We start from the raw sequence: 25828 nt of genomic DNA on the forward strand, positions 1-25828 counted from the left end.
CCGCCGGAGCAGCCCGAGGGATCAGTTTGAGGCGAAGGCGCATAAGCGCTTCCCCCGGGGAGCGCTTATGCGCTCTCCCTGAAATCGTCATCGCTGGCATCCGGACCACCCATCGACATATCGAGAGCAAAGCCTTTGAGACGCTGCTGCTGAGCCGAAATCGTCTGGGCGCGGCCTTGGCTATGGGCCTGCGGGGCAGCCTTGCGGACAGCGGCCGGGGCCTTCACCTTGGCGGAAGCTTTTGGCTGCGCTTTGTTGGCGCCGGACCGCGCGCTGCCTGCCGTATCGACCTTGAAGAAGGCGATCGACGTCTGCAGCTCTTCGGCCTGGGAGGCGAGTTCCTCGGAGGTCGCCGACATCTGCTCGGAGGCGCCGGCGTTCTGCTGCGTCACCTTGTCGAGCTGCTGGATCGCTTCATTGATCTGCGAGGCGCCGATATCCTGTTCGCGGCAGGCGGCGCTGATCTCGGAGACCAGTTCGGCAGTCTTGCGGATGTCGGGCACCAGCCGGCCGAGCATGTCGCCGGCATCGGCGGCAGCCTTGACCGTGTCGCTCGACATCGAGCTGATTTCGGCAGCAGCCGATTGGCTGCGTTCGGCAAGTTTGCGCACCTCCGAAGCGACGACCGCAAAACCCTTGCCGTGCTCGCCGGCGCGTGCCGCTTCGACGGCGGCGTTGAGGGCGAGTAGATCGGTCTGGCGGGCGATTTCCTGGACGATGCCGATCTTCTGGGCGATCGTGCGCATAGCGTCGACGGCGCGCGTCACCGCTTCACCGCTGGCTTCCGCATCCTTGGCCGACTGGCGGGCGATTTTTTCGGTCTGCGCCGCATTGTCGGCGTTCTGCTTGATGTTGGCGGCCATCTCTTCCATCGAGGCGGAAGCCTCTTCGGCCGACGCCGCCTGTTCGGTAGCACCCTGCGAGACCTGTTCCGAGCTTGCCGAAAGCTGCTGGCTGCCGGAAGAGACGTTTTCGGCGGCCGACAGTGCGTCGGCGACGACGCCGCGCAGGCGTTCGATCATCGTGTTGACGTTGCCTAGAAGTTCGCCGATTTCGTCATGGCTGGTGATATCGGCCATCTTTGTCAGATCGCCTTCCGACACTTCGCGAACCACGGTGTTGGCACGGCTGAGGCCCTTGCTGATCGTGCTGGCGATCCAGAAGGCGGTAAAGGCAGCAATCAGCAGGGCGACCGCGGCGACCGCAACCATCATTGTGCGCGTCGTCGTGTATTGCGCTTCGGCGCCGTCGTCAGCAGCCTTCATGCGCTGCTTTTCAAGTGCCAGGATCTCGCTGAGCGTCGAGTCGATGTCGTTGGCAGCGGCGCGCGCCGTCGTGACGGAGATGGCATTTGCGCCTTCGGCATTGCCGGCCTTCACATATTCGCGGATCTGATCGTCGGCTCCATTGAAGGTCTTGGAAAGTTCGGCGATGCGGGCCCAACGCGCCTTGCCTTCTTCCGTTGCCAGCGCCAACACCTGGCTGAAGGCGTCGGCGAATTCCTTGCGAGCCTGATTGCCCTTGGCGATTGCCCCGGCCGTCTCGTCTGCGCTGCGGGCGGTGAGCAGGTTCTTCTGCTGGCGGATCGCCTCGAGCTGAGCGATGTTGATCTGCTGCGCGAAATCCAGGCGGGCTGCCGGGCCGGCGAGAAGCTTATCGATCGTGTCGTTCAGCGATCCAAGGCTGAAGACACCGTAGGCGGCAGTGCCCACGAGCATTACAATGATGAAGGTGAACGCGGTCACCAGTTTCGTCTTGATTGTCAGTCGCATGGTCCCCAAACCCCTCGTTGAATTCATCCAGCGTCAATTAGCGGCTCCCGCCGCGTCGTGCCTCGATGAAAAAATCGCCTGCAGATTAGGGAGAATGATGAATTCTCCGCCCCTCTTCACCAGGCAGTTGATGTAGTCGGCGCGCCAGCGCATGCCGATGCTCGGCGGTGCCTCGCTCGCGGACTTTGCAAGCGTCGTCACCTCGTTCACCTTGTCGGTTCTGAGGCCGACGAGCGTCTGCTCGCCCTGCAGATCGATCTCGATGACGATGATGCGGCTGTCGATCGTCGCCTCTGCTGCTTCCATCCCGAAGGCGAGACGCAGATCGGCGAGCGGAATGACCTTGCCGCGAAAGTTGATGACGCTGGCGACGAAGGGCTGGCTGCCCGGCACCGCGGTCTCAGGAAGCAGGTCCAGGATCTCCTGGACGATGACCGCTTCAAGTGCGAAGGTTTCGCCATTGAGATCAAAGGTCAGGACCTCGACTTCCTCGGCATAGCTCCAGTGATTGTCGAATCGTTCGGCCGTTGCTGCTGTTGCGCTCATCCTGCTACACGCAATTGCGCCTCCTGTTGTTGACCCGCGGCAACCAGGTGCCCGACGTCGAGAATGAGAGCGACGCTGCCGTCGCCGAGAATGGTGGCGCCCGAGAAGGTCGCGACGTTATTGTGCAGCTTCGACATCGACTTGATGACCGTCTGGTGGTCGCCGATGATCTGGTCAACGACGAGGCCGACGCGCTCCGTGCCGGTCGAGATGACGACGACCTTCTGATGCACATCGGGCTTGGTGCCGGTGCGGAAGAGGTCGCGCAGGCGCAGGAACGGCACCAGGCTGTCGCGCAGCGAGATGAAGCTGCGGCCGCGCGAGCGGAGATCTTCCTCGAGCGACAGTTCGAGGCATTCCTCGACCGCCGAAAGTGGGATGACGTAGCGGCCGGAACCGACGCGCACCAGCAGGCCGTCGATGATGGCGAGCGTCAGCGGGATGCGCAGCGACACTTCCGAACCCTGTCCCGGCATGCTGACGATGTCGATTGCGCCGCGGAGGGCTTCGACCGTCTTCTTGACCACGTCCATGCCGACGCCGCGGCCGGACAGATTGGTGATAGCTGCTGCCGTCGAGAAGCCGGGGGCGAAGATCAGCTGCAGCAGCTCTGAGTCGGAAAGCGGCTGGCCGGGCTGGATAAGGCCGGAGGATTCGGCCTTGGCGCGAACCCGTTCACGATTGATGCCGCGGCCGTCGTCCTTGATCGAGATGATCACCTCGCCGCCGGCCTGGCGGGCCGAAAGCGTCACCGTCCCGGCTTCGGTCTTGCCGGAGGCAAGCCGTTCGGCGGGCGTTTCGAGGCCATGATCAATCGAGTTGCGCACCAGATGCACCAGCGGATCGGCCAGACGCTCGATGACCGTCTTGTCGACTTCGGTGCTCTCGCCCTCCGTCACCAGCTCGATCACCTTGCCGGTCTCGCGGGCGAGATCGTGGACGAGGCGGCGGAAGCGGGAGAAGAGGGTGGCGACCGGCACCATGCGCAGCACCATCATCGTGTCGCGCAATTCGCCGGACAGGCGTTCGATTTCTTCCGAAACGGAACGCAGCGCGATATCGGTGCTGGCGCTGGCGAGCTGGCTGAGGCGCGACTGCGCGATGACGAGCTCGCCGACGCGGTCCATCAGCTCATCGAGACGTTCGGCCGGAACGCGGACATTCTCGGCCGCCTTTGCCTGGCTGACGACGGCGGGCGCCTCGCGCTTGGCGGGAACCGCCTCGACTGGACGGAATTCCGGGACGGCGGTCGATGTTGCGGCGACGGGGACAGGGGCAGCCCTTTCCTCGACCGGAGCGGCGGTTGCCGCTGCCGTATCACTGATCTCCTCGACGCTGAGTTCCATGTCATCGAGCACAAAGATGAAAACGTCGTCGATCGCTGAACGATCCTGCTCGCTGGTCAGCGTCACGTCCCAGGAAATATGGAGCTCCGTCGGAACCAGATCGTCGAGGGCCGGAATGGCCGAGGTGTTGGCGCGCACGCTGCATTCGCCGAGATCGCGCAGCTCGTCCAGCAGGCCGAGCGGGTTGGTGCCGTTGGCCATCGAATTGGCGGGCAGGCTGAAGCGGATGCGCCAGCTGTTCTTCATCTTCGCCGGTGCGTCGAGCACGGCCGCGGGCGGGGGAACAGCGGCGGGCGCTGCTGCAGCCGCCGCTTGCTTGCCACCGACGGCAGCCTGCAGCTGCGCCAGAAGCTTATTCCCGGTATCGCCGTGATCGGCATCCGGCTGGTCGACGAGGGCACGCATATGGTCCTGGGCGGCGAGAACGGCGGCGACGAGTTCACTGGTCGCCGCGACCTCGCCCTTGCGGACGCGGTCGAAGGCTGTTTCGCAATGATGGGTGAAGGCGGCGAGCGCCTCGAAACCGAACATCGCGCCGGAGCCCTTGAGCGTGTGGAGCCCGCGGAACACGGCGTCGACCAGATCCTTGTTGTCGAGCTGGTGGGTCAGGTCGAGAAGACCGGCCTCGATCGCTTCGAGGCATTCGGCAGCTTCCGTGCGGAATACGGCGACCGGATCGAGTGTACTCATCGTCCGAGAACCTTCTTCACGATCTTCACCAGACTTTCCGGGTCGAACGGCTTGGTCAGCCAGCCCGTCGCGCCGGCGGCCTTGGCGCGCGCCTTGAGATCGGCGTCCGATTCCGTCGTCAGGAAGATGATCGGAACGCCGGCCTGCGCCGGCAGCTTGCGCAGTTCCTCGATCATCGTCAGCCCGTCCATGACAGGCATGTTGAGATCGGTCACGATCAGATCGAAGCTGCTGCCCTTGGCGGTCGCGAGGCCCTCTGCCCCATTGACCGCCTCGGTGACGCTATAGCCGGCATTGGTCAGCGTGACCTTGGTGGTCAAACGAATGCTGGCGGAATCGTCGACGGTCAGGATATTTGCACTCATAACGTCACCTCTTTATGCAACCAGAAATTTGCGTCTTCTTGATCGAAGGATTCGATGAAACCTGCGCGCTCAAGTACCTTCAAGACCGATCCATTGGCCGGCGAAGAAAGCTTGAACGTCTTTCCCTTGGATTTTGCTTGGTGGCGCGAGGATTCGATAAGTTGAACGAAACTCAGATCCGCTTCCGCACCTTCTGGAATGCTGACGATGATTGTATCGCGACTATGAAATGCATCATTAAACTTGGAATATAGTTCGCTCACGTTACGAATGCTGAGCACGTCCGGCAAATTTATAGATTCGTAATATTGTTTCTGAGTATCCAATGCAGCCTCCTGGGCCAGAAAATACTTGACGACCCTAAAAGGACTCTCACGGCAGCGTTAATGCAGGGTAAACAGCGGTTGTAGGAAACTGCCGTCTAGCGCGTTCCGCGACTCCCAATTCTCATCCGGGATAAGTTGTATTTTTTTCTCAAAATTTAGAAATAAATAAAATAAAAACAATATGTTGAATCATCAAGTCGAGCGTTAGGCTTTCAGCGACACGCCATCGACATCTTTCGTTAATCACAACGCTGGCGAGTCCGGCGCGTTTACCGGACGTTTCCATCCTGCCCGTAAAAATAGAGTTGAATTGCCTGGATTTTAAGAAAAGGTATAAAAGTGGCACACGCTCTGGTATCACCGAACGCTGCAGCCTCCACATCAGGACGGGACATCAGCCAGACCCTGGAATCCGCCCGCGGCCAAGTCGAGGAACGGTTCCTCGAAGGCGGCACCGTGCTGTTGTCGGTGATGGATGTCCTCAACCGTCTGTTGAACTCGCTCGAGAGTGTCACCACGACGCTCGACAACAAGGATGCGAGCGACACCAGCGCCGATCTTCGCGCCACGGTCGAGAGCTTGACGGCGCTGCCGGTCACCGAGGAAAACCGCCAGCAGGCGCTCGTCTCGCTGGCGCATACCGGCAGGGAGCTGCGCAAGCACGTCTCCGACATGCAGGAGACGATGCGTTATCTCAGAACCTTCGCCGTGACTGTGAAGATCACCGGTGCCGGCCTTGCCGAATTCGCCGGCTTCGCCCAGGAGATCCTGGAGCGCATCTATTCCGGCACCGATGAGGTCAACCGTTTCGCCACGCATCTCGACAGTCTCGATAAGGAGGTCAAGCTCGCCACCTCCTTTGGCGCCAGCGTTTCCAAGGGTTATGCCGATACCGTTCCGGCCGTCGCCGGAGCCCTGCGCGATGATGCCGCCAAGATCGCCGAACATCGCAAGGATCTCGGCGTCATCGCCCGCGAGGTCGGCGCGATTGCGCGCGCCGTCCAGAGCAAGGTCGCCTCGACGCTGTCTGCCCTGCAGATCGGCGATATCACCCGCCAGCGTATCGAGCATGTGCAGGCCACCTTTTCGCTGCTTGAGGATTTCTTTGCCGGCGAGGATGGCGCCAGCCTCGACGCCGGCGCGCGCCAGCGCCTCCAGAACGTCATTCACCACCTGACCGCAGCGCAGATGAGCGACATGTGCGCAAATTTCCAGCGGGATTCTGAGAACGTCGTCAAGACGATCGCGAGTTTCGACCACGACATGCGAGAGATCCTCAAGCTGCGCGATCAGATGAGCGGTCAGAGCGGCGAGGCCGGCGGCAACTTCATGCGCGCGCTGGAATCCAGCGTTTCGGCCGCCCACGAAATCGTCAAGCAGGTCGACACGGCAAGCCGCCAGGCCGATCAGGTGAGCCAGTCGACGATCGGCACGGCCGCCAAGCTCTCCGAAGCGATCGGCAACATCCGCGCCGTCAAGACCGACATTCACTATATGGCTTTGAATACCAACCTGCGCTGCAGCCGCCTCGGCGAGGAAGGCAAGTCGATCAACGTCGTCACCGCCGAACTGCGCATCTTCGCCGGCAAGCTCGATGATTCCGCCGACGCCATCGTCAACGGCCTGCCGGCGCTCGAAGCCGCAGCCGGGCGCGTCGCCCCCGCCACGGATGCCGGAGCCGGCAGCCTGGGAGAAAGCCTGACGTCGGCCGTCGGCAACATCCGCTCTGCAGCCAACGTGATGGAAAACGAATTGAAGGTGCTCGCCGAGAACGGTCGCGAGGTCGCCACCAAGATCAGCCTGCTGATCGGCAAACTCGATTTCCAGCATGATCTCGGTGAAGTCCTTGCCGGCTGCGCCGATCTGCTCGAAGGCGTCGCCGGCACTGAGGTCGCCGATATCTCCGATCTCGCAGAAACGATCGCGCCGCTCGACCGCAAGATCTTCAAGCACTACACGATGGTCCAGGAGCGCAACATTCATCGCGACATCATCCCGGCAAGCGAGGACACCACCCCCGCCCCGGCCGAGACCGCCAAAGCCGAAAACGATGAAGACCTCTTCGCCGATGCGCTTTTCTAAGTTGGGATACGGTCGCTATCGCCGCCGGAACTTGTTGGCGGCCTCGATCGCCGCCTTCTGCTGATCGTCCTCAATGCCGAGATAGAAATCCTCGAGCGACGGATCGGCAAGCCCGGCCCGGCGCGACAGCACGTACCACTTCGCCGCCTCGACCGGATTGGGCGGCGTGCCGATCGCATTGATATAGAGATGGGCGAGCTTGTTCTGCGCGACGACGTTGCCGCCATTGGCGGCAAGTTTCAGCCATTCGAAACCCTTGACGTAATCCTTCGGCCCACCGACGCCGTTGACCAGCCAGATGCCGAGATCGAGCTGGGCCGTGTCGAAACCGGCGCGCGCTGCACGTGCCATCCACTCGCGGGCAAGCTTTTTCTTTTCCTCCGGCAGGTCCTTCAGCGTCGCATAGATCTGCGCTACGGCATATTGCGAATCGGCAATGCCCTGCTCGGCTGATTTCTCGTAGAACGGCAGGGCGAGCTTCAGTCCCTTCTCGCCGGGATTGTCGGCGACGAGAAGCTGCGCCCAGTTGAATTCCGCCGAAGGATTGCCGCCCTCGGCCGCCTTGTGCATGTACTCGTCGGCCTTGACCTTGTCACGCGGCACGCCCTCGCCTTCCATCAGGATCAGCGCATATTTGAACATGGCCGCCGCATCGCCGCCTTCGGCCGCCTTGCCGTACCAGAAGGCAGCATTCTTCACGTCCTTCTTGACGCCGAGACCCTGCGAGAGGATTTCGCCGATCAGCGTCTGCGCCGCCGGATCGCCCAGCTGGGCGCGCGGCAGCGCCTTGTCCATTGCCGTCAGGTAATAACCGCGTTGGAAGGCGCCGTAAGCTTCATCGATCGGCCCCTTGTAATCCTTCTCCGGCGGCAGATCCGGCAACTTCGCACCCATGCGGTCGAACACGCCGACGCCATCGGAGGGCCCGACGTCCGAGGCGGAGGGCCGGTCCGTGCGGAAGGTCGAAGCCGGCGCTGTACCCGGCTGGCTGATGACGCTGTCCGGCGCCTGCGCCAGGGCGACATTCGGCCCGGCCGCAACGAGGGCGGTCACGCTGGCAAGGATATATTTCAAAGGGCGGGCGGGCAGGATCGGCATGAGCGCGATTTCAATCCTCAAACCGTGGCGCTTTTTCGTCAAGCAACGCGTTGATTTCGGCAACGACCGACGGCGCCCGGCCGGGCTCACCAAAGACCGCCAGCCGCAGCGCCACGAACTCCGCACCAGTCTCGGCGACGGCGAGCGCCGAGGCCGGATCAGTGCCGCCCATGACGATGCAGGGAATCTCGATCATCGAGGCCCACCATTCGCCGAGCGCAAGGTTCTTCGGATGCGCCTCCGGCTTGATGTCGCCATCGAGCTTGCCGAAGAAGATATAGTCCGGCCTGACTTCGCCGATCTCCAGCGCATGGTGCCGGTCGGCCGCGTTGCCACCGCCGACGATCAGCTTCGGCGCATGTTTGTCGATCGCTTCCGAAAGCGCCTCGGCATTGCTGGAAAGGTGCAGGCCATCGGCCTTTGCCCGGCCTGCGACACGGCTGTCACCTGCAATCAGCGCGGCTGCTCCAGCATTCTGGATCAATGGCACCAGCTTTTCGGCATGTTTCTGGAAGGTGCCGTCGTCGAGCCCGTATTGCGGCACGATCACCGAGGCGACATCGCCGCCCTTCAGCGCATCGGCGACGATCTTTGCCTGTTCATCGGCATCGGCGATATCAGGCACGATGAGCACAAGGCGGCAGCGATTTTCCGGTTCGGTCATGAGGTCTTTCCGTTTCCGGCGAATTCCCCTTCGAAATGAGGGATCCGCACTCGTTTTGTGTGAGTAGTTCCGTTAGACGAGGCTTGCAAGAGGAGGACGTCGAAAGCATGCCGCAGGATTTGTCATTCTATTACGCCGCCGTGCCCGCCGTTCTGCTGGTGGGGCTCGCAAAGGGCGGCATGGGCGACGCTTTGTCGCTGATCGGCTTGCCCTTCCTCGCCCTCGTCGTCTCACCGGTCGAGGCGGCGGCCATCCTGCTGCCGATCCTGGTCTTCATGGACATGATCTCGCTCGTCATCTGGCGCAAACATGGCGACTGGGCGACGCTGAAGATCATGCTGCCGGGCGCCGTCTTCGGTATCGCGCTGGGCTGGGCGACCTCGGCCCTGGTTCCGGGCAACATGCTGCGCATCGTCATCGGCGCGGTGACCATCCTCTTCTGCCTGCGCTATTTCTGGAACAATTTCGGCCCCGGCGCCGGCAAGGTGATCCCGCCGCGCGGCCAGCGGCCGGTGGCTGCCAGCCTCTGGGGGACATTTTCCGGTTACGGCAGCTTCGTCGCCCATGCCGGCGGTGCGCCCTTCCAAATCTATGCCCTGCCGCTCAAATTGCAGCCGCGCGAATATACCGGCACCAGCGTGCGCTTCTTCGCGATCCTCAACGCCATCAAGCTGATCCCCTATTTTGCACTCGGCCAGCTCGATACCCAGAACCTTGCGACCTCCGCGACGCTTCTGCCCTTTGCCCCGCTCGCCACCATTGCCGGCGCGTGGTGCGTGCGCCGCATGAGGCCACAGATCTTCTATCCCTTCATGTATGCAATGGCGCTGATCGCCGCCTTCCTGATCGTGCGCGAGGGCCTTGGCTGGTAGAAACAACTAAAGCATGTCGCGCAAAACTGTGCAGCGGTTTTGCGATAACGACTGGCGTAAAAACAAAGACCGAAAGCGCAAGGCGCGACTCTGAAAGATCGCGACGCGCTTTGGAAACCACGGCACGCTGCAATGCACAATTTCCTTGCTGGCGCGGCCGGTTTGACGTAGCGTTCCTGCCATGTCGAACACGGACCCTTTCTCTGCGATTGCCGATCCGAACCGGCGGTTTCTGCTGGAGGAATTGCGTCGCGCGCCACGGACGGTCAATGAGCTCGCCGAGGGCCTGCCGATCAGCCGCCCTGCTGTTTCGCAGCATCTGAAGGCGCTACTCGACAGCAATCTCGTCTCCGTGACCTCGGAAGGCACCAAACGTATCTATACGGTCAACAACCGCGGCTTCGACAAGCTCAATTTGTGGCTGGATCAGTTTTGGGCCTGAGGCAGGTCCCCATAAGATCTGGGGATACGATGCGAATCATAAGAACGCGATGTGAGACGTGGCGGACCCAAAAGCGCCAGCCACGATGCCGGATGCATCGGACTGGCGCAAATCTGGTGTCAAATCACCGGTTCTTGCTAATTTTTGGCGGAATGGATGGATTTACCTTGTTGCGCAAGATGATCGCCCGGCGACCCTTGGGAAGATTAGTGGACGGATGACTTAAGACGCTGAATCTCGTCCTTGATGCGCAGCTTGCGGCGCTTGCATTCGGCAAGTTCCGTATCGGAAATAGAGGGAGATGTTCTGAGCGCGTGCAACTCCTCCTCGAGAGCAACATGCTTTTTCTGGAGTGACTCAAGATGAGCTTGAACAGTCATATGACCCTTCCTTCCTCTTTACCCTCCCCGGCCATCATCGTCGGGGATCAAGGTGTCAACGGCCGGACTGTGACATATTTTTGAAGGCTTGTCGAAGGCCAAAAGATGGAGACTGGATGGCAATTTCATGATCAAGACTAACTAGCCGTTACCTGTATTTGGTGATAGGAGCTTGCGGAAATCATCGGCAGATCGGACAAGGTCCAGGGACGGTAACGGGGAATGCATATGGCCGATCAGGAACAGGCGGAAATCAGGCTCACGGTGGCGCGTCTGCGTCAGGAGCACGAGGATTTCGATGCCGCGATCAACGCCATGATCCAGACCGGATGCGATGCTCTGCGGATCCAGCGTATGAAAAAGAAAAAGCTCGTCATCAAGGACAGGCTCTCCAAGCTGGAAGATCAGATCATCCCTGACATCATCGCCTGAGAGGGAATAGCAGCAACGATGACAGACAGACCACCCGTCGCCATCATCATGGGCAGCCAGTCCGACTGGGAGACCATGAAAAACGCCGCCGACACGCTGGAGGCGCTTGAGATCCCTTATGATGCGCGCATCATTTCGGCGCACCGCACAGTGGACCGATTGGTCAATTTCGCCAAGGGCGCACGTGCGGAGGGCTTCAAGGTCATCATCGCCGGCGCCGGCGGCGCTGCCCACCTGCCGGGCATGACCGCCGCGATGACACCGCTGCCGGTTTTCGGCGTGCCGGTCCAGTCGAAAGCCCTGTCCGGCCAGGACAGCCTCCTTTCCATCGTGCAGATGCCGGCAGGTATTCCTGTGGGCACGCTTGCCATCGGCAAGGCCGGCGCGGTCAACGCCGCCCTTCTCGCCGCCGCCGTGCTTGCCCTTTCCGACGAAGAAATCGCCGACCGGCTCGACGAATGGCGCGAGCGCCAGAGTGCTGCCGTCGCCGAATACCCGATGGACGACCTATGACGGCAAGAACGATCGGCATTATCGGCGGCGGCCAGCTCGGCCGCATGCTGGTGATTGCCGCCGCCCGGTTGAATTTTCGCACGGTCATCCTCGAGCCGCAGCCGGACTGCCCGGCCGCCCAGCTCGCCAACCGGCAGATTACCGCCGCCTACGACGATCCCGCCGCGCTGGCCGAACTCGCCGATATCTGCGATGTCGTCACCTACGAATTCGAAAACGTGCCCGTCGCGGCCGCCGAAAGGCTCTCGGCGACCGTGTCGGTTTATCCGCCGCCGAAGGCGCTGGAAGCCGCCCAGGACCGCCTCGTCGAAAAGCGCTTTCTCAATGACTGCGGCATATCAACCGCCCGCTTCCACGCGATCGACAGCCAGGCCGATCTCGAGACGGCACTGAAGGATTTCGGCGGCCAGGGCGTGCTGAAGACCCGGCGTCTCGGTTATGACGGCAAGGGCCAGAAGGTTTTCCGCTCGGCCGCCGACAACCCGGATGGCGCCTATGCCGCACTCGGCGGCGTGCCGCTCATCCTCGAAAGTTTCGTCGCTTTCGAGCGCGAGGTCTCGATCATCGCTGCGCGGGCCACCGACGGGACGGTCGTCTGCTTCGATCCCGCCGAGAACGTGCACCGCAACGGCATCCTCCATACCTCGACGGTTCCCGCCGCGATCTCTGCAGCGACGGCGGACTCGGCGCGCCAATCTGCCGAAAAGATCCTTGCCGCGTTGAACTACGTCGGCGTCATCGGCATCGAATTCTTCGTGCTGGCCGATGGCGGCCTGATCGCCAACGAGATGGCGCCGCGTGTGCACAACTCCGGTCACTGGACGGAAGCCGCCTGCGTCGTCAGCCAGTTCGAGCAGCATATCCGGGCCGTCGCCGGCCTGCCGCTCGGCAGTGCCGAACGGCATTCCGACTGCATCCTGCAGAACCTGATCGGCGACGATATCCTTGCCGTTCCCGACTGGTTGCGGCGCCCCGACACGCTGGTTCATCTCTATGGCAAGACCGAGTGGCGCCCCGGCCGCAAGATGGGTCACGTCACCACCTTGACGCCGAAATCGCTGGTTTTGGCCTGAGAAAACACCCTTGTGCCTTGGGAAAAACACCTTCATGTGGTTGACACGGAAAAGGTGACGAGGTATCTGCTCCCCCACCTAAACAGCGCGCCCGATGGCGCGCTTTTGATTGTTAAAGATACGGGCGAATGTGAATTCCCCCATAGAGATCGCGGATCAGAAAAATGAAGATCAAGAATTCGCTCAAGTCGCTCAAGGCTCGTCACCGTGACAACCGTCTGGTTCGCCGCAAGGGCCGCATCTACATCATCAACAAGCTGAACCCGCGCTTCAAGGCTCGTCAGGGCTGATTTCGCGCGTCCGGATCGCCTTGCCGCGCAGGTTACGCCGGCAGATATATCCGGTGGGTCGCTGCGGCGATCACGTCAAATTTGTTTGATCTTCGGCGTTGGCGGGCTAATATGTCCGCCATGCGCTTTTTTGCTTTGACGTCAGCGGCACTGCCGCTCGCCCTCATCCTGCTCACCTCCCCCTTTCCGGCCGCCGCCGCGGAGCAGTCGGCTGCCGCGACGAAAAAGGATGTCATCGTCGAGCAGACGGATGTCAACGGTTCGCCCAAGCAGCACCTCGACCAGCTCTTCAGCCAGTTGAAGCGTGAACGCGACCCCGACAAGGCCAGCGGCATCGCCAATGAAATCCGCATGGAATGGAACGATTCCGGCAGTGCCACCGTCAATCTGCTGATGCAGTGGGCCGACAAGGCGATCGAGGAAAAGCGCAATCCCGCTGCCCTCGATTTCCTCGATGAGGCGATCGCGCTGAAACCCGATTATGCCGAAAGCTGGAACCGCCGCGCCACGCTGAATTTCGTCATGGGCAATTACCGCAAGTCGATGTCCGACATCGAACGTGTGCTCGATCTCGAACCGCGCCATTTCGGCGCGCTCTCCGGCATGGCAGCGATCCTCAGCAATTCCGGCAACGACCAGCTGACCTTGAAGGCTTGGGAGCGTTTCCTCGATGTCTATCCCGCCGAACGCACTGCGCAGGAACAGGTCAACACGCTGGCGGAAAAACTCGCCGGCAATCGCACCTGATTCCCGGGCTGATATCTTGACGTCGGATCGTGCCGCGCAATTTAAAGCATGTCGCGCAGAAGTGTGCAGCGGTTTGCGATAGCGACATGCGTAAAACAAAGACCTGAGCGCGACGCGCTTTAGAATCCAGAGGGAACGATGTAGCGGTCTGTCCGCATGCAGGTCATCCCGCAATTATCGCTCGTTGAGATCATGCTTGCAGAAGTTTCCGCTCTTCTCGCCCCGCTCGCCGCCGCCATCGGTTACTCCACTTATAAGGCGCGGCAATTCGAACAGGCTTATCCGAATATCGGCGAACTGACGGATGTCGGCGGCTACCGCATGAATGCCGTCCACATCGAGCGTCCCGAAAATGCGGATCTGCCGGCACTGGTCTTCATTCACGGCGCCAGCGGCAATCTGCTCGATCAGGTCGTCGCCTTCCGCGCCGCACTCGAAGGCCGGGCAGAAATGCTGTTCGTCGATCGTCCCGGCCATGGTTATTCCGAGCGCGGCGGCCCCGAGAATGCCGTCCCCTCCGGCCAGGCCGATGCGATCGCCAGCCTGATGGAAAAGCGCGGCATCGAAAAGGCGATCATTGTCGGCCATTCCTTCGGCGGCGCGATCACCGCCGCCTTCGGCCTGCGCCATCCTGACAAGACATCAGGCCTGCTCTTCCTCGCGCCCGCCACCCATCCCTGGCCGGGCGGCATCGACTGGTACTGTCACGTGGCGACCGTGCCGATCGTCGGCTGGCTCTTCAACCATGCGATCGTCGTGCCGCTCGGGCTGAGCCGGCTGGAGCGCGGCACGCGGAACGTTTTCCGCCCTAATCCGCGCCCGGCCGACTACATCGAAAAAACCGGTCCGTCGCTCGTATTGCGCCCCGGCGCCTTCCAAAACAACGCCGCCGATTTCAAAAGGCTGCTCGCCTATGTGAAGGAGCAGTCGCTGCTCTATTCGCAGATCACCGCGCCGACCGTCATCATAACCGGCGACAGCGACGAGATCGTCTGGGAACACTTGCACTCGCGCGGCCTTGCCCGCGATATATCAGGCTCCGAACTCATCACCGTCAGCGGCGTCGGCCACAAGCCGGATTATCTCGCGACCGATGTCGCCATCGCCGCCATGGAAAAAATCGCCGGAAAGCCGCTCGACCTGCAGGCGGTTGCCCGCAGGGCCGAGGAGAGACTTGCCGCCGCATCACGCAATCGGACGGTCGTAACCGTGCCGTCGTTGGGGCCAGGCGCCCTGCACGGCGCATGACCTCTCCGGCTTGGATTTCCGGCCCGCGAGATCGTCGGCGGTCCGCCTGAATGCTGCTTCAAGCGCTGAGACGCACACCGCCGTCGCAGGTGATGACATGGCCGCTCATGAAGCCATTTCCGATCAGGAAGGCGATCGCCTCTGCAATATCCTCCGGCCTGCCGACACGACCGACCGGCGTGCGGCCGGCGAAATCCGCAAAAACGCTGCCGCGCTGCTCCGGCGGCAGGAAACTCCACCACGGCGTATCGACGACCCCAGGTGAAACGCCGTTGACACGCAGCGGCTTCAACTCGGCGGCAAGCACCGGCACCATCGCCTCGATGCCGGCATTGACGGCCGCAAGTCCAGCCGTGCCAGGCATCGCTGCCTGCGCGCTGACTGCCGAAACGAAGGTGATGCTGCCGCCCGGCTGCAGCAGAGGCAGTGCTGCCTGGGCTGTCGCGGCATGCGGAATGAGCTTGGTCTGAAACCCGGCAAGCAGATCCGCCATGGCGAGCGTCGCGAAGGGTCCGGCGCCGTGACCGCTGCCCATCGCCAGCACGAGATGACCGAATGCGCCGATCCCGGCAAAAGCCTCCCCAAGGCCGGAAAGCTCCGCCGCATCGAGCACGAGGCTGCGCCGCTCGCCCTCGAGCGATGCCGTCGCCGCGGCAAGCTTTTCGCCGTCGCGGCCCGCAATGGTGACTGTGTAACCCTGTTTCAAAAGTAATTTCGCCGTGGCAAGGCCGATGCCGGAAGAACCGCCGATGACGACCACATGCTGCAAAGACATGACGCTGCTCCTTGAATTGATCGAGCCGCAGACGCTTCAACCACCTGCGACACCGGCATCATGCGCGGCCCGGAAACGGCAACCAGTTCCGGTTTTATCCTGGTATCAATACTGATATGATTCCCGCCATGGACCAGAGATCCGACACATTCGAAGCCCGCCGCCGTGAATTCGCAGCCTTCCTGCGCTCCCGTCGCGAACGGCTGACGCCCTCCGAGGTCGGTTTGCCGGAGGGGTTTCGCCGGCGCACGCCGGGTCTCCGGCGTGAGGAGCTCGCCATGCTCGCCGGCGTCGGCACCACCTGGTACACCTGGCTGGAACAGGGCCGCGAAATCAGGCCCTCCATGCAGGTGCTCAACGCCCTTGCCGATGCGCTGCGCCTCGACGAGGCCGAGCGCCGACATCTCTTCACCCTCAACAATCGCCAAGCGCCGCAGGCAGTCTCATCCGCACTCGAATGCGTCGACGAGCCGCTGCAGCGCATGCTCGCTAACCTGACCCACCAACCGGCTTATGTACTTGGCCGCCGGTGGGACGTGCTCGCGTGGAACCGTGCCGCCGAGGTGCTGTTCGGCGGTTACGACACGCTCGACCGCGACGAGCGCAATACCATGCATCGCCTCTTTGCCGACCCCGCGCATCGCAAGCTGCTCGTCGACTGGGAGGCGGTTGCCCGCGTCTCGCTGGCGATGTTTCGCGCCGACTGCGCGCGTTATGCCGGCGATCCGGATTTCGAACGGCTGATCGCGCTGCTGAAACAGGCAAGCGCTGAATTTCGTGATTGGTGGCAGCGCCACGAGGTCGTCAATCCGCTGTCCGGCATAAAGCGCATCAACCATCCCCTCAAGGGCCGCATGTCCTTCGAGCATACCGGCCTGACACTGACGAGCCGGCCGGAGATGAAGCTCATCGTCTATACGCCGCTCGATCACGATGACACCAACCGGAAACTCGCCGAACTCCTCACGCTTTAAGTTTTGTTTTCGCATATCGTCGTCGCAAAGCCGCTGCACACTTTTGCGCGACATGCTTTAAAGCCAACCCCTTGCATTGCCTCAGGCTGTCGCAGCCCCATATGTTTTTTCATCATTGTCCATAGGAGGGGAAATCATGGGCCGCCTGCATATCGGGACGATCTCCGTCATATCAGCATTGTCGCTGAGCCTTACCTCGGCTTTCGCCGCCTCGCCTGCGCCCGTAGAAGCCGAGCACGGCATGGTCGTCACCGCTCAGCATCTGGCGACCGATGTCGGTGTCGAGGTGCTGAAAAGCGGCGGCAATGCCGTCGATGCGGCAGTTGCCGTCGGCTATGCATTGGCAGTCGTCTATCCCGCGGCCGGCAATCTCGGCGGCGGCGGCTTCATGACCATCCGCCTGAAGGACGGCACGAAGACTTTCCTCGATTTTCGCGAACGCGCACCGCTTGCCGCAACGAAGACCATGTATCTCGATGCCAAGGGCGATATCGTGCCACGCGCCAGCCTCGACGGTTATCTCTCGGTCGGCGTGCCGGGCTCCGTCATGGGCTTCGAGACCGCGCGCGAGAAATACGGCACCAAATCGCGCCAGGATCTGATCGCGCCGGCACTTCGCTTCGCCAAAGAGGGTTTCACCCTGGAACAGGGCGACGCCGCAAGTTTCGCCGGCAACGCCAAGCGCCTCGCCAAGGATGAGGCGGCGGCAAAGATATTTCTGAAACCGGACGGCAAACCCTATGCATCCGGCGAAAAACTCCAGCAGCCGGACCTTGCTTCGGTCCTGGCAGGCATCTCCGAAAAAGGCTCCGACGCCTTCTACAAGGCCGCGCCCGCTGAGGCGATCGTCAAGGCGAGCCAGGCCAAAGGCGGCATCCTTGCCAAGGAGGATTTCGAGCAATATGCCGTGCGCGAATTGAAGCCGATCGAGTGCAATTACCGCGGCTACGACATCATCTCCTCGCCGCCACCTTCCTCCGGCGGCGTCATCATCTGCGAGATCCTCAACGTTCTGGAAGGCTATCCGCTCTCCTATCTTGGCTATAACTCGGCCGAAACCGTGCACCTCATGGTCGAGGCGATGCGCTATGCCTATGTCGACCGCAATGCAGCACTCGGCGATCCCGATTTTGTCGAGAACCCGGTCGCCAAGCTTCTCGACAAGAAATATGCCTTGGAGACTGCCGCCAAGATCGACCCCTACAGGTCTGGCACCTCGGCGAACCTCAAACCGCTCGGCGGCAAGGAAAGCACCGAGACGACGCATTATTCGATCATCGACGACGAGGGCAATGCGGTCGCCGTCACCTATACGCTGAACGGCTCCTTCGGCGCCGGCGTCGTGGCACCCGGCACCGGCGTCCTGCTCAACAACGAGATGGACGATTTCACCTCCAAGCCCGGCGTGCCAAACCTCTACGGACTGGTGCAGGGCGAAGCCAATGCCATCGCGCCGAAGAAGACGCCGCTCTCCTCGATGAGCCCGACCATCGTCACCCGGGACGGCAAGCCCTTCATGGTGATCGGCAGCCCCGGCGGCTCGCGCATCATCACCATCACGTTGGAAGCGATCCTCAATGTCGTCGATTTCGGCATGGATATCAGCCAGGCGGTCAACGCCCCGCGTCTCCACCACCAATGGCAGCCCGACAAGGTCTTTCTCGAACCCTATGCGCTTTCGCCCGATACCGAAAAGACGCTCGCCGCCATGGGCTACAGCTTCGATGGCGGCAATGACGCGCCGCAATGGGGCCAGGCCGCCGGCATCCTCGTCGGCGGCAAAAGCCTTGCCGCCATCGCAAAAGGCGGCGGCGCCCGCTACAACGGCGCCATGGATAGCCGCGCAGCGGAAGGGTCGGCAAGCGGTTACTGACGCTTCGGGGATCGCCTGATCGAACAGTCGGCGGAAGCGCAACGCGGCTCGAAAAGCAGCGGTGGCACCATTCATGTCACCGTGACAAAGTCGCCGTTCACAATTGGCTTGCCGCGCCCTATGCATGGGCGAACCCGCAAGCAGAAAGATTCCCGAATGGCCAGCATTGAAATGATTGTCGCAGCTCGCGCCCGTCTGCGCGGTCATGCAAGGCGCACGCCGCTTCTCTCCTCCCCTTTCCTCGATGAGATCGCCGGCCGGCGTCTGTTCGTGAAAGCGGAATGTCTGCAGCATTCCGGCTCATTCAAGTTTCGCGGCGGCTGGTCGGCCGTCTCCGGCCTTGATGCTGCGGTACGCTCGAAGGGCGTCATCGCCTTCTCCTCCGGCAACCACGCCCAGGGAGTTGCGCTTGCTGCCAAGCTGCACAATATCCCCTCCGTCATCATCATGCCGAGCGATGCGCCGAAGCTAAAGATCGCCAACACCCGTGCCTTCGGTGCTGAGGTGGTGCTCTACGACCGCGTCAACGAGGATCGCGACGAGATCGGCGCGAGGCTTTCTGCCGAGCGCGGCCTGACACTGATCAAGCCCTTCGACGAACCGCTTGTCATCGCCGGCCAGGGCACGACCGGCCTCGAAATTTCCGAGCAGGCTGGGGAGGAAGGGGTGACATCAGCCGAAGTCCTCGTTCCCTGCGGCGGCGGCGGATTGACCTCCGGCATCGCGCTCGCCCTTGAAGCCAGTTCCCCCGGCTTTCGTGTCCGCCCCTGCGAGCCCAAGGATTTCGACGACACCACCCGCTCGCTCGCCTCCGGCAAGATCGAACGCAACGCGACGGTTTCGGGCTCGATCTGCGATGCGATCGTTACGCCGCAGCCGGGCAACATCACCTTCCCGATCCTCAAGCGCCTCGCGGGCCCTGGCATCGTTGTCACCGACGAGGAGGCGCTGCGCGCCATGGCGCTCGCCTTCACGCGGTTGAAGATCGTCGTCGAGCCTGGCGGCGCCGTGGCGCTCGCCGCCGCCCTTTTCCATGGCGAGGCGCTGGAAAGCGACACGATCGTCGCCGTCACCTCGGGTGGCAATGTCGATGCCGATATCTTCGCCATGGCGCTCGAACGGTTCGGCTAGAGCGTGCAGGTGCAAGGTTGCAATCGGCCGCAAATGCCGTGAACGCTCTTGGGCCATCCGCAGCATATGCCGCGGATGGTTTTCGTTAGCAAACCATCATGCCAGCTTGTAACGCTTGGCCGGCATGCTGCGAGACAGGTTGGGCATCAATGCCTGGCGCGCCTGCTCGTAGGCCGAAAGCAAGCCTGCATCCTCAAGCGCCGGAATCGTTGCGAACTCACCCTGCTTAAGGCCGGCGAGCGATGCATCGACCATGGCTTCGGCCGACATTACGATCTCGCTCGGCAGATGCTCTATCGGCGTGCCGGCAATCCCCCAGAATTCCGTCGCCGTGGCACCCGGTAGCACGGCCTGTATACGGATGTTCCTCTCCGCCAGCTCATGCTTCAGCGACTGGCTGAAGGCGAGCACGAAGGCTTTCGTGGCGCCATAGACGCCGTTCAGGCGCTCTGGCACGATCGCGACGATGGAAGCAATGTTGATGATCGTGCCACCACCGCGGGCAACGAAACCGGGAACGGCGGCATAGGTCAGCCGCATCAGCGCCGTGACGTTGAGTTCCATCATCTTCTGCATCTTGTCGACATCGGCGGCGAGCAGCGGCGCCGTTCCGCCGACGCCGGCATTGTTGACCAGAAGCGTGATGCTCCGGTCTTGCTTCAGCACGCCCTCGACACGGGCGAGGTCGGCCGTGTTGCCGAGGTCAGCCACAACGGTCTCGACCGTCCTGCCCGTCTCCTCAGTCAGCCCGCTTGCCAAGGCCTTCAGCCGCTCGCCGTTACGGGCAACGATGATCAGGTCGTAACCCTGCTTTGCCAGCCTGTGCGCATAGACTGCGCCGATGCCCGAGGATGCGCCGGTTACAAGCGCAGTACCCTTGTATTCCTGTGTCATGATCCATCTCCTTCAATTGCGCCGGCGTCTGCCCTGCGCCTGAGGAGAGTCATACTCCGGATTGTCAGCGTCCTGAATGTCATATACACCACCTTTTAGGACATAGGAGCTTCGCCATGCAGACCATCGCTTTCCTGCTCTATCCCGGCTTCCAGATCATGGGCCTGGCGGCCGTGTCGGCCTTCGAATTCACCAATCTGCATTTCCGCGAGAAGGTCTACGACATCCGCTACCTCTCGGAAGCCGGGGGTTCGCTGCGCACCTCGCTCGGCATGACGATCGAGACCGAGCCCTTCGGCGATCCCGGATTCGATACGCTGATTGTCACCGGCGCACCCGGCATTGCGTTGCCAAGTCCCGGCGAAAGCGGCTTCATTCGCGCGGCTCTTGGCGCCTCTCGCCGCATCGCTTCGATTTGCACCGGCACCTTCTTCCTCGCCGAAGCAGGCATTCTCGACGGCCGGCGCGCGACGACGCATTGGTATCTCGCCCGCGAAATGAAGGCGCGTTACCCAAAGATCAAGGTGGAAGAGGATCGCATCTTCATCATCGACGGTTCGGTCTGGACATCGGCTGGCATGACGGCCGGGATCGATCTGGCACTCGCCGTGGTCGAGAAAGACCACGGCATTGAAGTCGCCCGCGCCGTGGCCCGAATGCTTGTCGTCTATCACCGCCGTTCCGGCGGCCAGTCGCAATTTTCCGCGCTGCTGGAGCTGGAACCGAAATCAGACCGCATCCAGAAGGCGCTCGACTTTGCCCGCGGCAATCTGAAATCGCAGCTTTCGGTCGAAGAACTGGCGGAAGCCGCCCATCTCAGCCCCCGCCAATTCAGCCGAGCTTTCCGCGCCGAAACCGGGCAGTCACCGGCCAAGGCCGTGGAAAATCTCAGGCTCGAAGCCGCCCGGCTGATGATGGAGCAGAGTCGCCATCCGATTGACGTCGTCGCCGACGAGACCGGCTTTGCCGACCGTGAGCGTATGCGCCGCGCTTTCCTGCGCGCCTTTGGCCAGCCGCCGCAGGCAATACGCCGCAACGCCCAGCAGGAACTGCAGATGTGAGCACCCAGCCTGCGACGGGCTGGGTGCTTTCTGTCCTCGCTACTGTTGCTGAAGCGCCCGGCGGATCGCGATCTCGATCGGCGAATAGGCGCCGTCCTCCCGTTCGAGCCGGAGAGGTTCAGAAGGCGCAAGGCCGGGCTGCGCCATGAAGCGCGGCTGCCTGCCGCGATGCATCTGCGCTGCATGGATGAGGAACGGATGGCACAGATAGACCGTGCCAGCCGGGCCCGTCGCTAACGCCAGCGGCCGGTCCTCCCCCACATGCTCCAGCCAGAGGTACGCCATTCCCGCCTCGCCCGCTGGTGCCAGGAGGCGTGCGATATCCTTGTGCGAACCGACGCGGATGCGGGTCGGCGCGTCCTCCTCTCCGACATCCGAGAACAGGAAAAGCATCAGCAACGCCCGCCCGCGCGAGGTGATGTTCACCCGCCAGGCAGAAAAATCCCGCTGCTCGTTCGGATCGGAACCCTCGCCGGGAAAGCTGAGGTCGACATGCCAGCCGGCATCACCGGGATCATCGGGATGGGGGAAGCGCACCGGAAAACTGCCAAGTCCATTGCGCGGCTCCCAGCGACCGGTGCCGACGAGCTGGTCGAAGGCCGAATGCAATACCGGCGTGTTGACGGCTTTCTCGAAAGGTCCGCCGCCATAGCCGGCAAGTCGCACGACGGGCTGCGCCCACGTCCTTGGATCATCCGCGGCGAAGGGAATGTCACGCCACATGATGGCACGGGCTTCCTCGGCCAATGCGGGGGGAAAAGCGTCGTCGATCCTGACGAAACCGTCCTCGATGAATCGCTCGATCTGCGCAGCACTCAGTGCCGGCGGGTAAATATCTGATGTCATGAAATATCTCTCTATCGCCAAACCTGCCGGCTCTTTCCTTGGCCAGACGCAGGGTGGTTACATCCACGGCAACGCACCAGCCACGAAGGCTGGTCAGCGGCCGCATCTTCTGATGCCCGAAGGCAGAGCCTTAGAGGCTCAAGAAGAAGACCGAAGCGATATTGAGGGTGAACGTCTTCATAGCGGTTCGAGGCTACAGGCTTGCGCCCGAGGGGTCAATGCGGAGATGTCAGGCCAACACCTCGCGCAGCGCGGCATGCACCGACTGAAGCACGAGCTCGGCGAGCCGGGCCGCAGCCGGCTGCGGTTCGGCTTCCGCCCGATGCAGGACCAGGCCGAGTGTCGGCAAATCAGGCAGACCGATCGTCTCCGGCGCCAATGGGCGGACCTTCGCCGGCAGGCCGATCGGCGTGCGGATGGTGAGACCGAGGCCTGCCGCAGTCGCGGCCCAGAGACCGCCGAGACTGGGACTGACGAAGGCGAGCCGCCAGGAGATGCCGGCCTCATCAAGCGCCTTGGTCGCTGCACTGCGCAACAGGCACGGTGCCTCCAGCGAGGCAAGCGGCATCGGCTCGCCGCTTGCGGCTTGCCAGCCGGGCTGGCCCTCGGCAGGCCCGATCCAGCGCATCGGCACTTCGCCGATCCGCTCGCAATGCGCCGTCAGCGTGCCATCGCTCCAGGCGAGCGCCAGATCGAGCTTGCCTGATGTGACGCGCTCGAGCAGTTCGGCATTGCGCACCACCCGCGCTTCGATCCGGACCTTCGGATGGGCGCGCGCAAAGCGGCCGAGCACATCAGGCAGCAGGGTCTCACCGAAATCCTCCTGCAGGCCGAGCCGCACCCAGCCTTCCAGCTCGACGCTGTGCACGGCCGCAGCCGCCTCGTCGTTGAGCTCCAGCAGCCGCCTGGCATAACCGAGCATCGTCTCGCCGGCATCGGTCAGCGCCAGCCCGCGACCCACCTTGCGGAAGATCGGCGTGCCCGCCTGTTCCTCCAGCCTCTTCAGCTGCGCACTCACTGCCGAGGTCGAACGCCCGAGCCGCTCGGCCGCCTTGGCGAAATTGCCGAGTTCCATGCCGGTCGAAAAGGTTCGAAGCACATCGAGATCGAAGATCGTCCGTCGCATTGCATAATCCCATTTTTCAGGATCATCAGTCCATAAAATTCTTATTTTCGGCATCATCGTGCCGTGCGATGGTTCAGCTGTCAAGGTCGACGGACGACCTGAACCATGGAGATCCCGATGCCCTTCGTTCGCATTTCCCTTCGCAGAGGCAAGTCGCCGGACTACCTCATGGCGCTGGCCGACAACATCCAGCGCGCCTTGGTCGAGACCTTCGACGTGCCCGAAAACGACCGCTTCCAGACCATCTACCAGCATGACGAGAACGAGCTGATCTTCGATCGCAGCTATCTCGCCGGCCCGCGCTCGGACGACTTCGTCTATATCTCGATCACGATCGGCAGGCCTCGCACCGGCGAGATGAAGGCGGCGCTCTATCGGCGGCTCGCCGATCTCCTGGCGCAATCGCCGGGCCTCCGGCCTGAGGATGTGATGATCGTCATCAGCACCAGCGCGCCGGAAGACTGGTCCTTCGGCGACGGCATTGCCCAGATGACCGACCCAGACTGGCGGCTTCGTGTGGCTGGAGGCCGGCAATGAGCGCTTCGAACCCGAAGACCATGACCATCAGGCGCCCCGGCAAGGCAATCCGCTCGCCGGAGGGCGTCGCGACTGCGCCCTTCTGGGTCGAGATGCTGCTCGAAGGCAGCGCCGATGGCGAGAACACCGCAATGCGCGCCGCGCTCGATCCCGGCACCATCACCCGCTGGCACACGCATCCCAGAGGCCAGTTGCTCTATGTGCTTTCGGGCCATGGGTTGGCGCAGAATGACGGCGGCCCGATCGAAGCATTGCGCGCCGGCGATGCCGTCTGGTTTGCGCCCGGTGAGCGTCACTGGCATGGCGCAGCCGATGACAGCCCCTTCAGCTATATCAGCGTCCAGCCGACGGAAAACGGCAGCATCGTCGAATGGCTGCAACCGGTGGAGGGACAGTCATGATCACCATGCAGTACAGCTTCACTCTGCCCGCCGATTACGACATGTCGATCATCGACCGCCGCATCCGCGACAAGGGTCCGTTGCTCGACGGCTTTCCCAATCTCGGTTTCAAAGCCTATCTCAGCGCCCGCAAGGGAGAGTTCGGCAGCCACGACAATCTCTATGCGCCCTTCTATCTCTGGCAGAGGCCGGAAGGAGCAAGCGACTTCCTCTGCGGCCCAGGTTTCGAGGCTCTCACCAGCGCCTTCGGGTGGCCACAGGTGAGGACCTGGATCGTCTGGCAGGCAGAAATCTCAGCTGATATCGCCTCAGCCAAGTTCGCCACGCGCGATGTCCTGCAGACAGAGCCATATGCGCCGCTCGCCGATATCCGCCGCGCCGAAAGCGCGCAGGCTGGTGCCGACATCGCGACAGGCGACGCGCTCGCCTCCGTCACCGGCTTCGAACCGACGACCTGGACGCGGGTGCGCTTCAGACTGTGGCGAGAAATTCCCGAGATCGGCGAGCACACACAGGCCTATCGCGTCGGCCACCTATCCCTGGCTCGACCCTGAACTCAGACGGTTGCCCGGCGATACAATGCCAGCGAGCCGGCAAGCGCCAGTAGCGCGCCACCGCAGGCCCGCTCCAGCCACATGGCGCCTGAGGTCTTGAGGAACCGTACCGCCTGCGAACCGAAGAAGGCGTAGCCGAACATGATGAGGAAATCGAGCACGGCAAAGACCAGCGCAAGCAGCGCATATTGCGTTGCCTGCGGCAGGCTCGGGTCGATGAACTGCGGCAGGAAGGCCGAGAAGAACAGGTAGCCCTTCGGATTGGTCGCCGCGACCATGAAACTCTTCAGCCCGATCGAGAAGGGCGAAGTCGCGCCCGCAGGCGCTCCGGACTTCAACGCCGCATCGATCGTGCCCTTCGAACGCAGCAGCATGATGCCGAGAAAGGCGAGATAGGCGGCACCTGCCCATTTCAGCATCGAGAACCAGAATTCCGACGCAGCGAGCAGCGCACCGAGCCCGATCGCGACGGCGCCGATCAGCACGAAATCGGACAGCACCGCGCCGATCATGCCGGCAACTGCGCGGCGCAGGCCATGCCGAGAACCATTGGTCAGCGCAAGCAGCACCGTTGGCCCCGGCGTCGCGATGCCGACAAAGGAAACGGCTGCAAAAGCCAGAAGCGTGACGATATCCATGATGCTCCTCCGAACCCAGAGCATGTCCTGCTCCAGGGACCGAAACTTGCATGCGCCGCCAAGCTTGGCAATGCCGGGTCCGTCAACGAAAAACCCGCCGCCTCTTCAGGCAGCGGGCTTTCGAAGGCATGC

At 62.4% G+C, this 25828-nt stretch carries 29 protein-coding genes; 16 read left to right on the top strand and 13 right to left on the bottom strand.

What is annotated here, in order from left to right; translation table 11 throughout:
- Positions 1-65: 65 nt before the first annotated feature.
- Genes AB8B31_RS17775 through AB8B31_RS17795 form a run of 5 tightly spaced genes read right to left on the bottom strand, consistent with a single transcriptional unit; the run spans position 66 to position 5045 of the window.
- The gene (locus AB8B31_RS17775) at positions 66-1772 is read right to left on the bottom strand and encodes a methyl-accepting chemotaxis protein (protein ID WP_018243493.1); all 1707 of its coding nucleotides are present in this window, start codon (positions 1770-1772) and stop codon (positions 66-68) included.
- 33 nt (positions 1773-1805) lie between these two features.
- The gene (locus AB8B31_RS17780; protein WP_018243494.1) at positions 1806-2318 is read right to left on the bottom strand and encodes a chemotaxis protein CheW; all 513 of its coding nucleotides are present in this window, start codon (positions 2316-2318) and stop codon (positions 1806-1808) included.
- A complete protein-coding gene (locus AB8B31_RS17785) occupies positions 2315-4354 on the bottom strand; it encodes a chemotaxis protein CheA (protein WP_018243495.1) in 2040 nt (679 codons plus the stop codon). The genes AB8B31_RS17780 and AB8B31_RS17785 overlap by 4 nt, the downstream gene beginning before the upstream one ends.
- On the bottom strand, positions 4351-4719 hold the full coding sequence (locus tag AB8B31_RS17790; protein WP_003552634.1) for a response regulator: 369 nt from the start codon (positions 4717-4719) through the stop codon (positions 4351-4353). The genes AB8B31_RS17785 and AB8B31_RS17790 overlap by 4 nt, the downstream gene beginning before the upstream one ends.
- Complete coding sequence (locus AB8B31_RS17795; RefSeq protein ID WP_018243496.1) at positions 4716-5045, bottom strand: STAS domain-containing protein; 330 nt, start codon at positions 5043-5045, stop codon at positions 4716-4718. Before AB8B31_RS17795 ends, AB8B31_RS17790 begins: the two co-directional genes overlap by 4 nt.
- Positions 5046-5384: 339 nt before the next feature.
- Between AB8B31_RS17795 and AB8B31_RS17800 the strand changes: the two genes are divergently transcribed.
- Positions 5385-7127 carry a hypothetical protein gene (locus tag AB8B31_RS17800; protein ID WP_018243497.1) on the top strand — a complete coding sequence of 581 codons (1743 nt, stop codon included), beginning with the start codon at positions 5385-5387 and terminating at the stop codon, positions 7125-7127.
- Between the two features lie 15 nt (positions 7128-7142).
- Here AB8B31_RS17800 and AB8B31_RS17805 read toward each other — a convergent pair whose 3' ends face one another.
- Positions 7143-8225: a tetratricopeptide repeat protein gene (locus AB8B31_RS17805; RefSeq protein WP_018243498.1), complete on the bottom strand. Its 1083-nt coding sequence runs from the start codon at positions 8223-8225 to the stop codon at positions 7143-7145.
- 10 nt (positions 8226-8235) lie between these two features.
- The gene (locus AB8B31_RS17810; protein WP_018243499.1) at positions 8236-8889 is read right to left on the bottom strand and encodes a thiamine phosphate synthase; all 654 of its coding nucleotides are present in this window, start codon (positions 8887-8889) and stop codon (positions 8236-8238) included.
- A gap of 107 nt (positions 8890-8996) precedes the next feature.
- On the opposite strand from AB8B31_RS17810, the gene AB8B31_RS17815 reads away from it, so the two are divergent.
- Both AB8B31_RS17815 and AB8B31_RS17820 read left to right on the top strand, forming a co-directional pair.
- Positions 8997-9761 (top strand): sulfite exporter TauE/SafE family protein, encoded by a 765-nt coding sequence (locus tag AB8B31_RS17815; protein WP_018243500.1) that lies wholly within the window; start codon positions 8997-8999, stop codon positions 9759-9761.
- Positions 9762-9942: 181 nt separating this feature from the next.
- On the top strand, positions 9943-10203 hold the full coding sequence (locus tag AB8B31_RS17820; RefSeq protein ID WP_003542830.1) for an ArsR/SmtB family transcription factor: 261 nt from the start codon (positions 9943-9945) through the stop codon (positions 10201-10203).
- A gap of 206 nt (positions 10204-10409) precedes the next feature.
- Here AB8B31_RS17820 and AB8B31_RS17825 read toward each other — a convergent pair whose 3' ends face one another.
- Positions 10410-10583 carry a YdcH family protein gene (locus AB8B31_RS17825; protein ID WP_003542831.1) on the bottom strand — a complete coding sequence of 58 codons (174 nt, stop codon included), beginning with the start codon at positions 10581-10583 and terminating at the stop codon, positions 10410-10412.
- A 228-nt stretch (positions 10584-10811) separates the two neighbouring features.
- Here AB8B31_RS17825 and AB8B31_RS17830 point away from each other — a divergent pair, with 228 nt between their 5' ends.
- The 6 genes from AB8B31_RS17830 to AB8B31_RS17855 all read left to right on the top strand — a co-directional run bounded on the left by AB8B31_RS17830 (position 10812) and on the right by AB8B31_RS17855 (position 14886).
- Positions 10812-11015, top strand: coding sequence for a YdcH family protein (locus AB8B31_RS17830; protein WP_017968168.1), 204 nt, complete (start codon positions 10812-10814; stop codon positions 11013-11015).
- Between the two features lie 18 nt (positions 11016-11033).
- Positions 11034-11528, top strand: a complete 495-nt coding sequence (gene purE / locus AB8B31_RS17835; protein WP_011653459.1) for a 5-(carboxyamino)imidazole ribonucleotide mutase — start codon at positions 11034-11036, stop codon at positions 11526-11528.
- On the top strand, positions 11525-12601 hold the full coding sequence (locus AB8B31_RS17840) for a 5-(carboxyamino)imidazole ribonucleotide synthase (protein ID WP_439007479.1): 1077 nt from the start codon (positions 11525-11527) through the stop codon (positions 12599-12601). The genes purE and AB8B31_RS17840 overlap by 4 nt, the downstream gene beginning before the upstream one ends.
- 164 nt (positions 12602-12765) lie before the next feature.
- Positions 12766-12891: a type B 50S ribosomal protein L36 gene (ykgO, locus tag AB8B31_RS17845; protein ID WP_003566454.1), complete on the top strand. Its 126-nt coding sequence runs from the start codon at positions 12766-12768 to the stop codon at positions 12889-12891.
- A gap of 111 nt (positions 12892-13002) precedes the next feature.
- Positions 13003-13638 carry a tetratricopeptide repeat protein gene (locus AB8B31_RS17850; protein WP_018243502.1) on the top strand — a complete coding sequence of 212 codons (636 nt, stop codon included), beginning with the start codon at positions 13003-13005 and terminating at the stop codon, positions 13636-13638.
- Between the two features lie 192 nt (positions 13639-13830).
- Positions 13831-14886, top strand: a complete 1056-nt coding sequence (locus tag AB8B31_RS17855; protein ID WP_439007480.1) for an alpha/beta fold hydrolase — start codon at positions 13831-13833, stop codon at positions 14884-14886.
- A 58-nt stretch (positions 14887-14944) separates the two neighbouring features.
- Here the strand turns inward: AB8B31_RS17855 and AB8B31_RS17860 are convergent, their stop codons facing one another.
- Complete coding sequence (locus AB8B31_RS17860; RefSeq protein ID WP_018243504.1) at positions 14945-15661, bottom strand: SDR family oxidoreductase; 717 nt, start codon at positions 15659-15661, stop codon at positions 14945-14947.
- 116 nt (positions 15662-15777) lie between these two features.
- Here AB8B31_RS17860 and AB8B31_RS17865 point away from each other — a divergent pair, with 116 nt between their 5' ends.
- The 3 genes from AB8B31_RS17865 (at position 15778) to AB8B31_RS17875 (ending at position 19639) form a co-directional block, all read left to right on the top strand.
- Positions 15778-16635, top strand: coding sequence for a helix-turn-helix transcriptional regulator (locus tag AB8B31_RS17865; RefSeq protein ID WP_018243505.1), 858 nt, complete (start codon positions 15778-15780; stop codon positions 16633-16635).
- A gap of 136 nt (positions 16636-16771) precedes the next feature.
- Entirely contained in the window at positions 16772-18508 is a 1737-nt protein-coding gene (ggt, locus tag AB8B31_RS17870) for a gamma-glutamyltransferase (protein ID WP_018243506.1), read from the top strand.
- 156 nt (positions 18509-18664) lie between these two features.
- The gene (locus AB8B31_RS17875; protein ID WP_018243507.1) at positions 18665-19639 is read left to right on the top strand and encodes a threonine ammonia-lyase; all 975 of its coding nucleotides are present in this window, start codon (positions 18665-18667) and stop codon (positions 19637-19639) included.
- Positions 19640-19735: 96 nt separating this feature from the next.
- On the opposite strand, the gene AB8B31_RS17880 is transcribed toward AB8B31_RS17875, so the two are convergent.
- On the bottom strand, positions 19736-20533 hold the full coding sequence (locus tag AB8B31_RS17880) for an SDR family NAD(P)-dependent oxidoreductase (protein WP_018243508.1): 798 nt from the start codon (positions 20531-20533) through the stop codon (positions 19736-19738).
- A 116-nt stretch (positions 20534-20649) separates the two neighbouring features.
- Between AB8B31_RS17880 and AB8B31_RS17885 the strand changes: the two genes are divergently transcribed.
- A complete protein-coding gene (locus AB8B31_RS17885) occupies positions 20650-21594 on the top strand; it encodes a GlxA family transcriptional regulator (protein ID WP_018243509.1) in 945 nt (314 codons plus the stop codon).
- 39 nt (positions 21595-21633) lie between these two features.
- On the opposite strand, the gene AB8B31_RS17890 is transcribed toward AB8B31_RS17885, so the two are convergent.
- Together AB8B31_RS17890 and AB8B31_RS17895 are read right to left on the bottom strand one after the other, a co-directional pair.
- Complete coding sequence (locus AB8B31_RS17890; RefSeq protein ID WP_018243510.1) at positions 21634-22440, bottom strand: phytanoyl-CoA dioxygenase family protein; 807 nt, start codon at positions 22438-22440, stop codon at positions 21634-21636.
- A 229-nt stretch (positions 22441-22669) separates the two neighbouring features.
- On the bottom strand, positions 22670-23566 hold the full coding sequence (locus AB8B31_RS17895; protein ID WP_018243511.1) for a LysR substrate-binding domain-containing protein: 897 nt from the start codon (positions 23564-23566) through the stop codon (positions 22670-22672).
- 117 nt (positions 23567-23683) lie between these two features.
- Between AB8B31_RS17895 and AB8B31_RS17900 the strand changes: the two genes are divergently transcribed.
- Genes AB8B31_RS17900 through AB8B31_RS17910 form a run of 3 tightly spaced genes read left to right on the top strand, consistent with a single transcriptional unit; the run spans position 23684 to position 25058 of the window.
- Positions 23684-24103, top strand: coding sequence for a tautomerase family protein (locus AB8B31_RS17900; protein ID WP_018243512.1), 420 nt, complete (start codon positions 23684-23686; stop codon positions 24101-24103).
- Positions 24100-24504, top strand: a complete 405-nt coding sequence (locus AB8B31_RS17905; RefSeq protein ID WP_018243513.1) for a cupin domain-containing protein — start codon at positions 24100-24102, stop codon at positions 24502-24504. The genes AB8B31_RS17900 and AB8B31_RS17905 overlap by 4 nt, the downstream gene beginning before the upstream one ends.
- Complete coding sequence (locus tag AB8B31_RS17910; RefSeq protein WP_018243514.1) at positions 24501-25058, top strand: DUF4865 family protein; 558 nt, start codon at positions 24501-24503, stop codon at positions 25056-25058. The genes AB8B31_RS17905 and AB8B31_RS17910 overlap by 4 nt, the downstream gene beginning before the upstream one ends.
- Positions 25059-25060: 2 nt before the next feature.
- On the opposite strand, the gene AB8B31_RS17915 is transcribed toward AB8B31_RS17910, so the two are convergent.
- Positions 25061-25696 carry a LysE family translocator gene (locus AB8B31_RS17915; protein WP_018243515.1) on the bottom strand — a complete coding sequence of 212 codons (636 nt, stop codon included), beginning with the start codon at positions 25694-25696 and terminating at the stop codon, positions 25061-25063.
- Between the last annotated feature and the right edge of the window lie 132 nt (positions 25697-25828).

Origin of the sequence: Rhizobium sp. 62_C5_N11_2 (assembly GCF_051811185.1) — a bacterium.
Lineage (GTDB): Bacteria > Pseudomonadota > Alphaproteobacteria > Rhizobiales > Rhizobiaceae > Rhizobium > Rhizobium leguminosarum.

Excerpts from the sequence above, each read along its gene's own strand:
- AB8B31_RS17775 (WP_018243493.1), bottom strand. The coding sequence starts at position 1,772 with ATGCGACTGACAATCAAGACGAAACTGGTGACCGCGTTCACCTTCATC.
- AB8B31_RS17780 (WP_018243494.1), bottom strand. The coding sequence starts at position 2,318 with ATGAGCGCAACAGCAGCAACGGCCGAACGATTCGACAATCACTGGAGC.
- AB8B31_RS17785 (WP_018243495.1), bottom strand. The coding sequence starts at position 4,354 with ATGAGTACACTCGATCCGGTCGCCGTATTCCGCACGGAAGCTGCCGAA.
- AB8B31_RS17790 (WP_003552634.1), bottom strand. The coding sequence starts at position 4,719 with ATGAGTGCAAATATCCTGACCGTCGACGATTCCGCCAGCATTCGTTTG.
- AB8B31_RS17805 (WP_018243498.1), bottom strand. The coding sequence starts at position 8,225 with ATGCCGATCCTGCCCGCCCGCCCTTTGAAATATATCCTTGCCAGCGTG.
- AB8B31_RS17810 (WP_018243499.1), bottom strand. The coding sequence starts at position 8,889 with ATGACCGAACCGGAAAATCGCTGCCGCCTTGTGCTCATCGTGCCTGAT.
- AB8B31_RS17815 (WP_018243500.1), top strand. The coding sequence starts at position 8,997 with ATGCCGCAGGATTTGTCATTCTATTACGCCGCCGTGCCCGCCGTTCTG.
- AB8B31_RS17820 (WP_003542830.1), top strand. The coding sequence starts at position 9,943 with ATGTCGAACACGGACCCTTTCTCTGCGATTGCCGATCCGAACCGGCGG.
- AB8B31_RS17825 (WP_003542831.1), bottom strand. The coding sequence starts at position 10,583 with ATGACTGTTCAAGCTCATCTTGAGTCACTCCAGAAAAAGCATGTTGCT.
- AB8B31_RS17830 (WP_017968168.1), top strand. The coding sequence starts at position 10,812 with ATGGCCGATCAGGAACAGGCGGAAATCAGGCTCACGGTGGCGCGTCTG.
- purE (WP_011653459.1), top strand. The coding sequence starts at position 11,034 with ATGACAGACAGACCACCCGTCGCCATCATCATGGGCAGCCAGTCCGAC.
- AB8B31_RS17840 (WP_439007479.1), top strand. The coding sequence starts at position 11,525 with ATGACGGCAAGAACGATCGGCATTATCGGCGGCGGCCAGCTCGGCCGC.
- ykgO (WP_003566454.1), top strand. The coding sequence starts at position 12,766 with ATGAAGATCAAGAATTCGCTCAAGTCGCTCAAGGCTCGTCACCGTGAC.
- AB8B31_RS17850 (WP_018243502.1), top strand. The coding sequence starts at position 13,003 with ATGTCCGCCATGCGCTTTTTTGCTTTGACGTCAGCGGCACTGCCGCTC.
- AB8B31_RS17855 (WP_439007480.1), top strand. The coding sequence starts at position 13,831 with ATGCTTGCAGAAGTTTCCGCTCTTCTCGCCCCGCTCGCCGCCGCCATC.
- AB8B31_RS17860 (WP_018243504.1), bottom strand. The coding sequence starts at position 15,661 with ATGTCTTTGCAGCATGTGGTCGTCATCGGCGGTTCTTCCGGCATCGGC.
- AB8B31_RS17865 (WP_018243505.1), top strand. The coding sequence starts at position 15,778 with ATGATTCCCGCCATGGACCAGAGATCCGACACATTCGAAGCCCGCCGC.
- ggt (WP_018243506.1), top strand. The coding sequence starts at position 16,772 with ATGGGCCGCCTGCATATCGGGACGATCTCCGTCATATCAGCATTGTCG.
- AB8B31_RS17875 (WP_018243507.1), top strand. The coding sequence starts at position 18,665 with ATGGCCAGCATTGAAATGATTGTCGCAGCTCGCGCCCGTCTGCGCGGT.
- AB8B31_RS17880 (WP_018243508.1), bottom strand. The coding sequence starts at position 20,533 with ATGACACAGGAATACAAGGGTACTGCGCTTGTAACCGGCGCATCCTCG.
- AB8B31_RS17885 (WP_018243509.1), top strand. The coding sequence starts at position 20,650 with ATGCAGACCATCGCTTTCCTGCTCTATCCCGGCTTCCAGATCATGGGC.
- AB8B31_RS17890 (WP_018243510.1), bottom strand. The coding sequence starts at position 22,440 with ATGACATCAGATATTTACCCGCCGGCACTGAGTGCTGCGCAGATCGAG.
- AB8B31_RS17895 (WP_018243511.1), bottom strand. The coding sequence starts at position 23,566 with ATGCGACGGACGATCTTCGATCTCGATGTGCTTCGAACCTTTTCGACC.
- AB8B31_RS17900 (WP_018243512.1), top strand. The coding sequence starts at position 23,684 with ATGCCCTTCGTTCGCATTTCCCTTCGCAGAGGCAAGTCGCCGGACTAC.
- AB8B31_RS17905 (WP_018243513.1), top strand. The coding sequence starts at position 24,100 with ATGAGCGCTTCGAACCCGAAGACCATGACCATCAGGCGCCCCGGCAAG.
- AB8B31_RS17910 (WP_018243514.1), top strand. The coding sequence starts at position 24,501 with ATGATCACCATGCAGTACAGCTTCACTCTGCCCGCCGATTACGACATG.
- AB8B31_RS17915 (WP_018243515.1), bottom strand. The coding sequence starts at position 25,696 with ATGGATATCGTCACGCTTCTGGCTTTTGCAGCCGTTTCCTTTGTCGGC.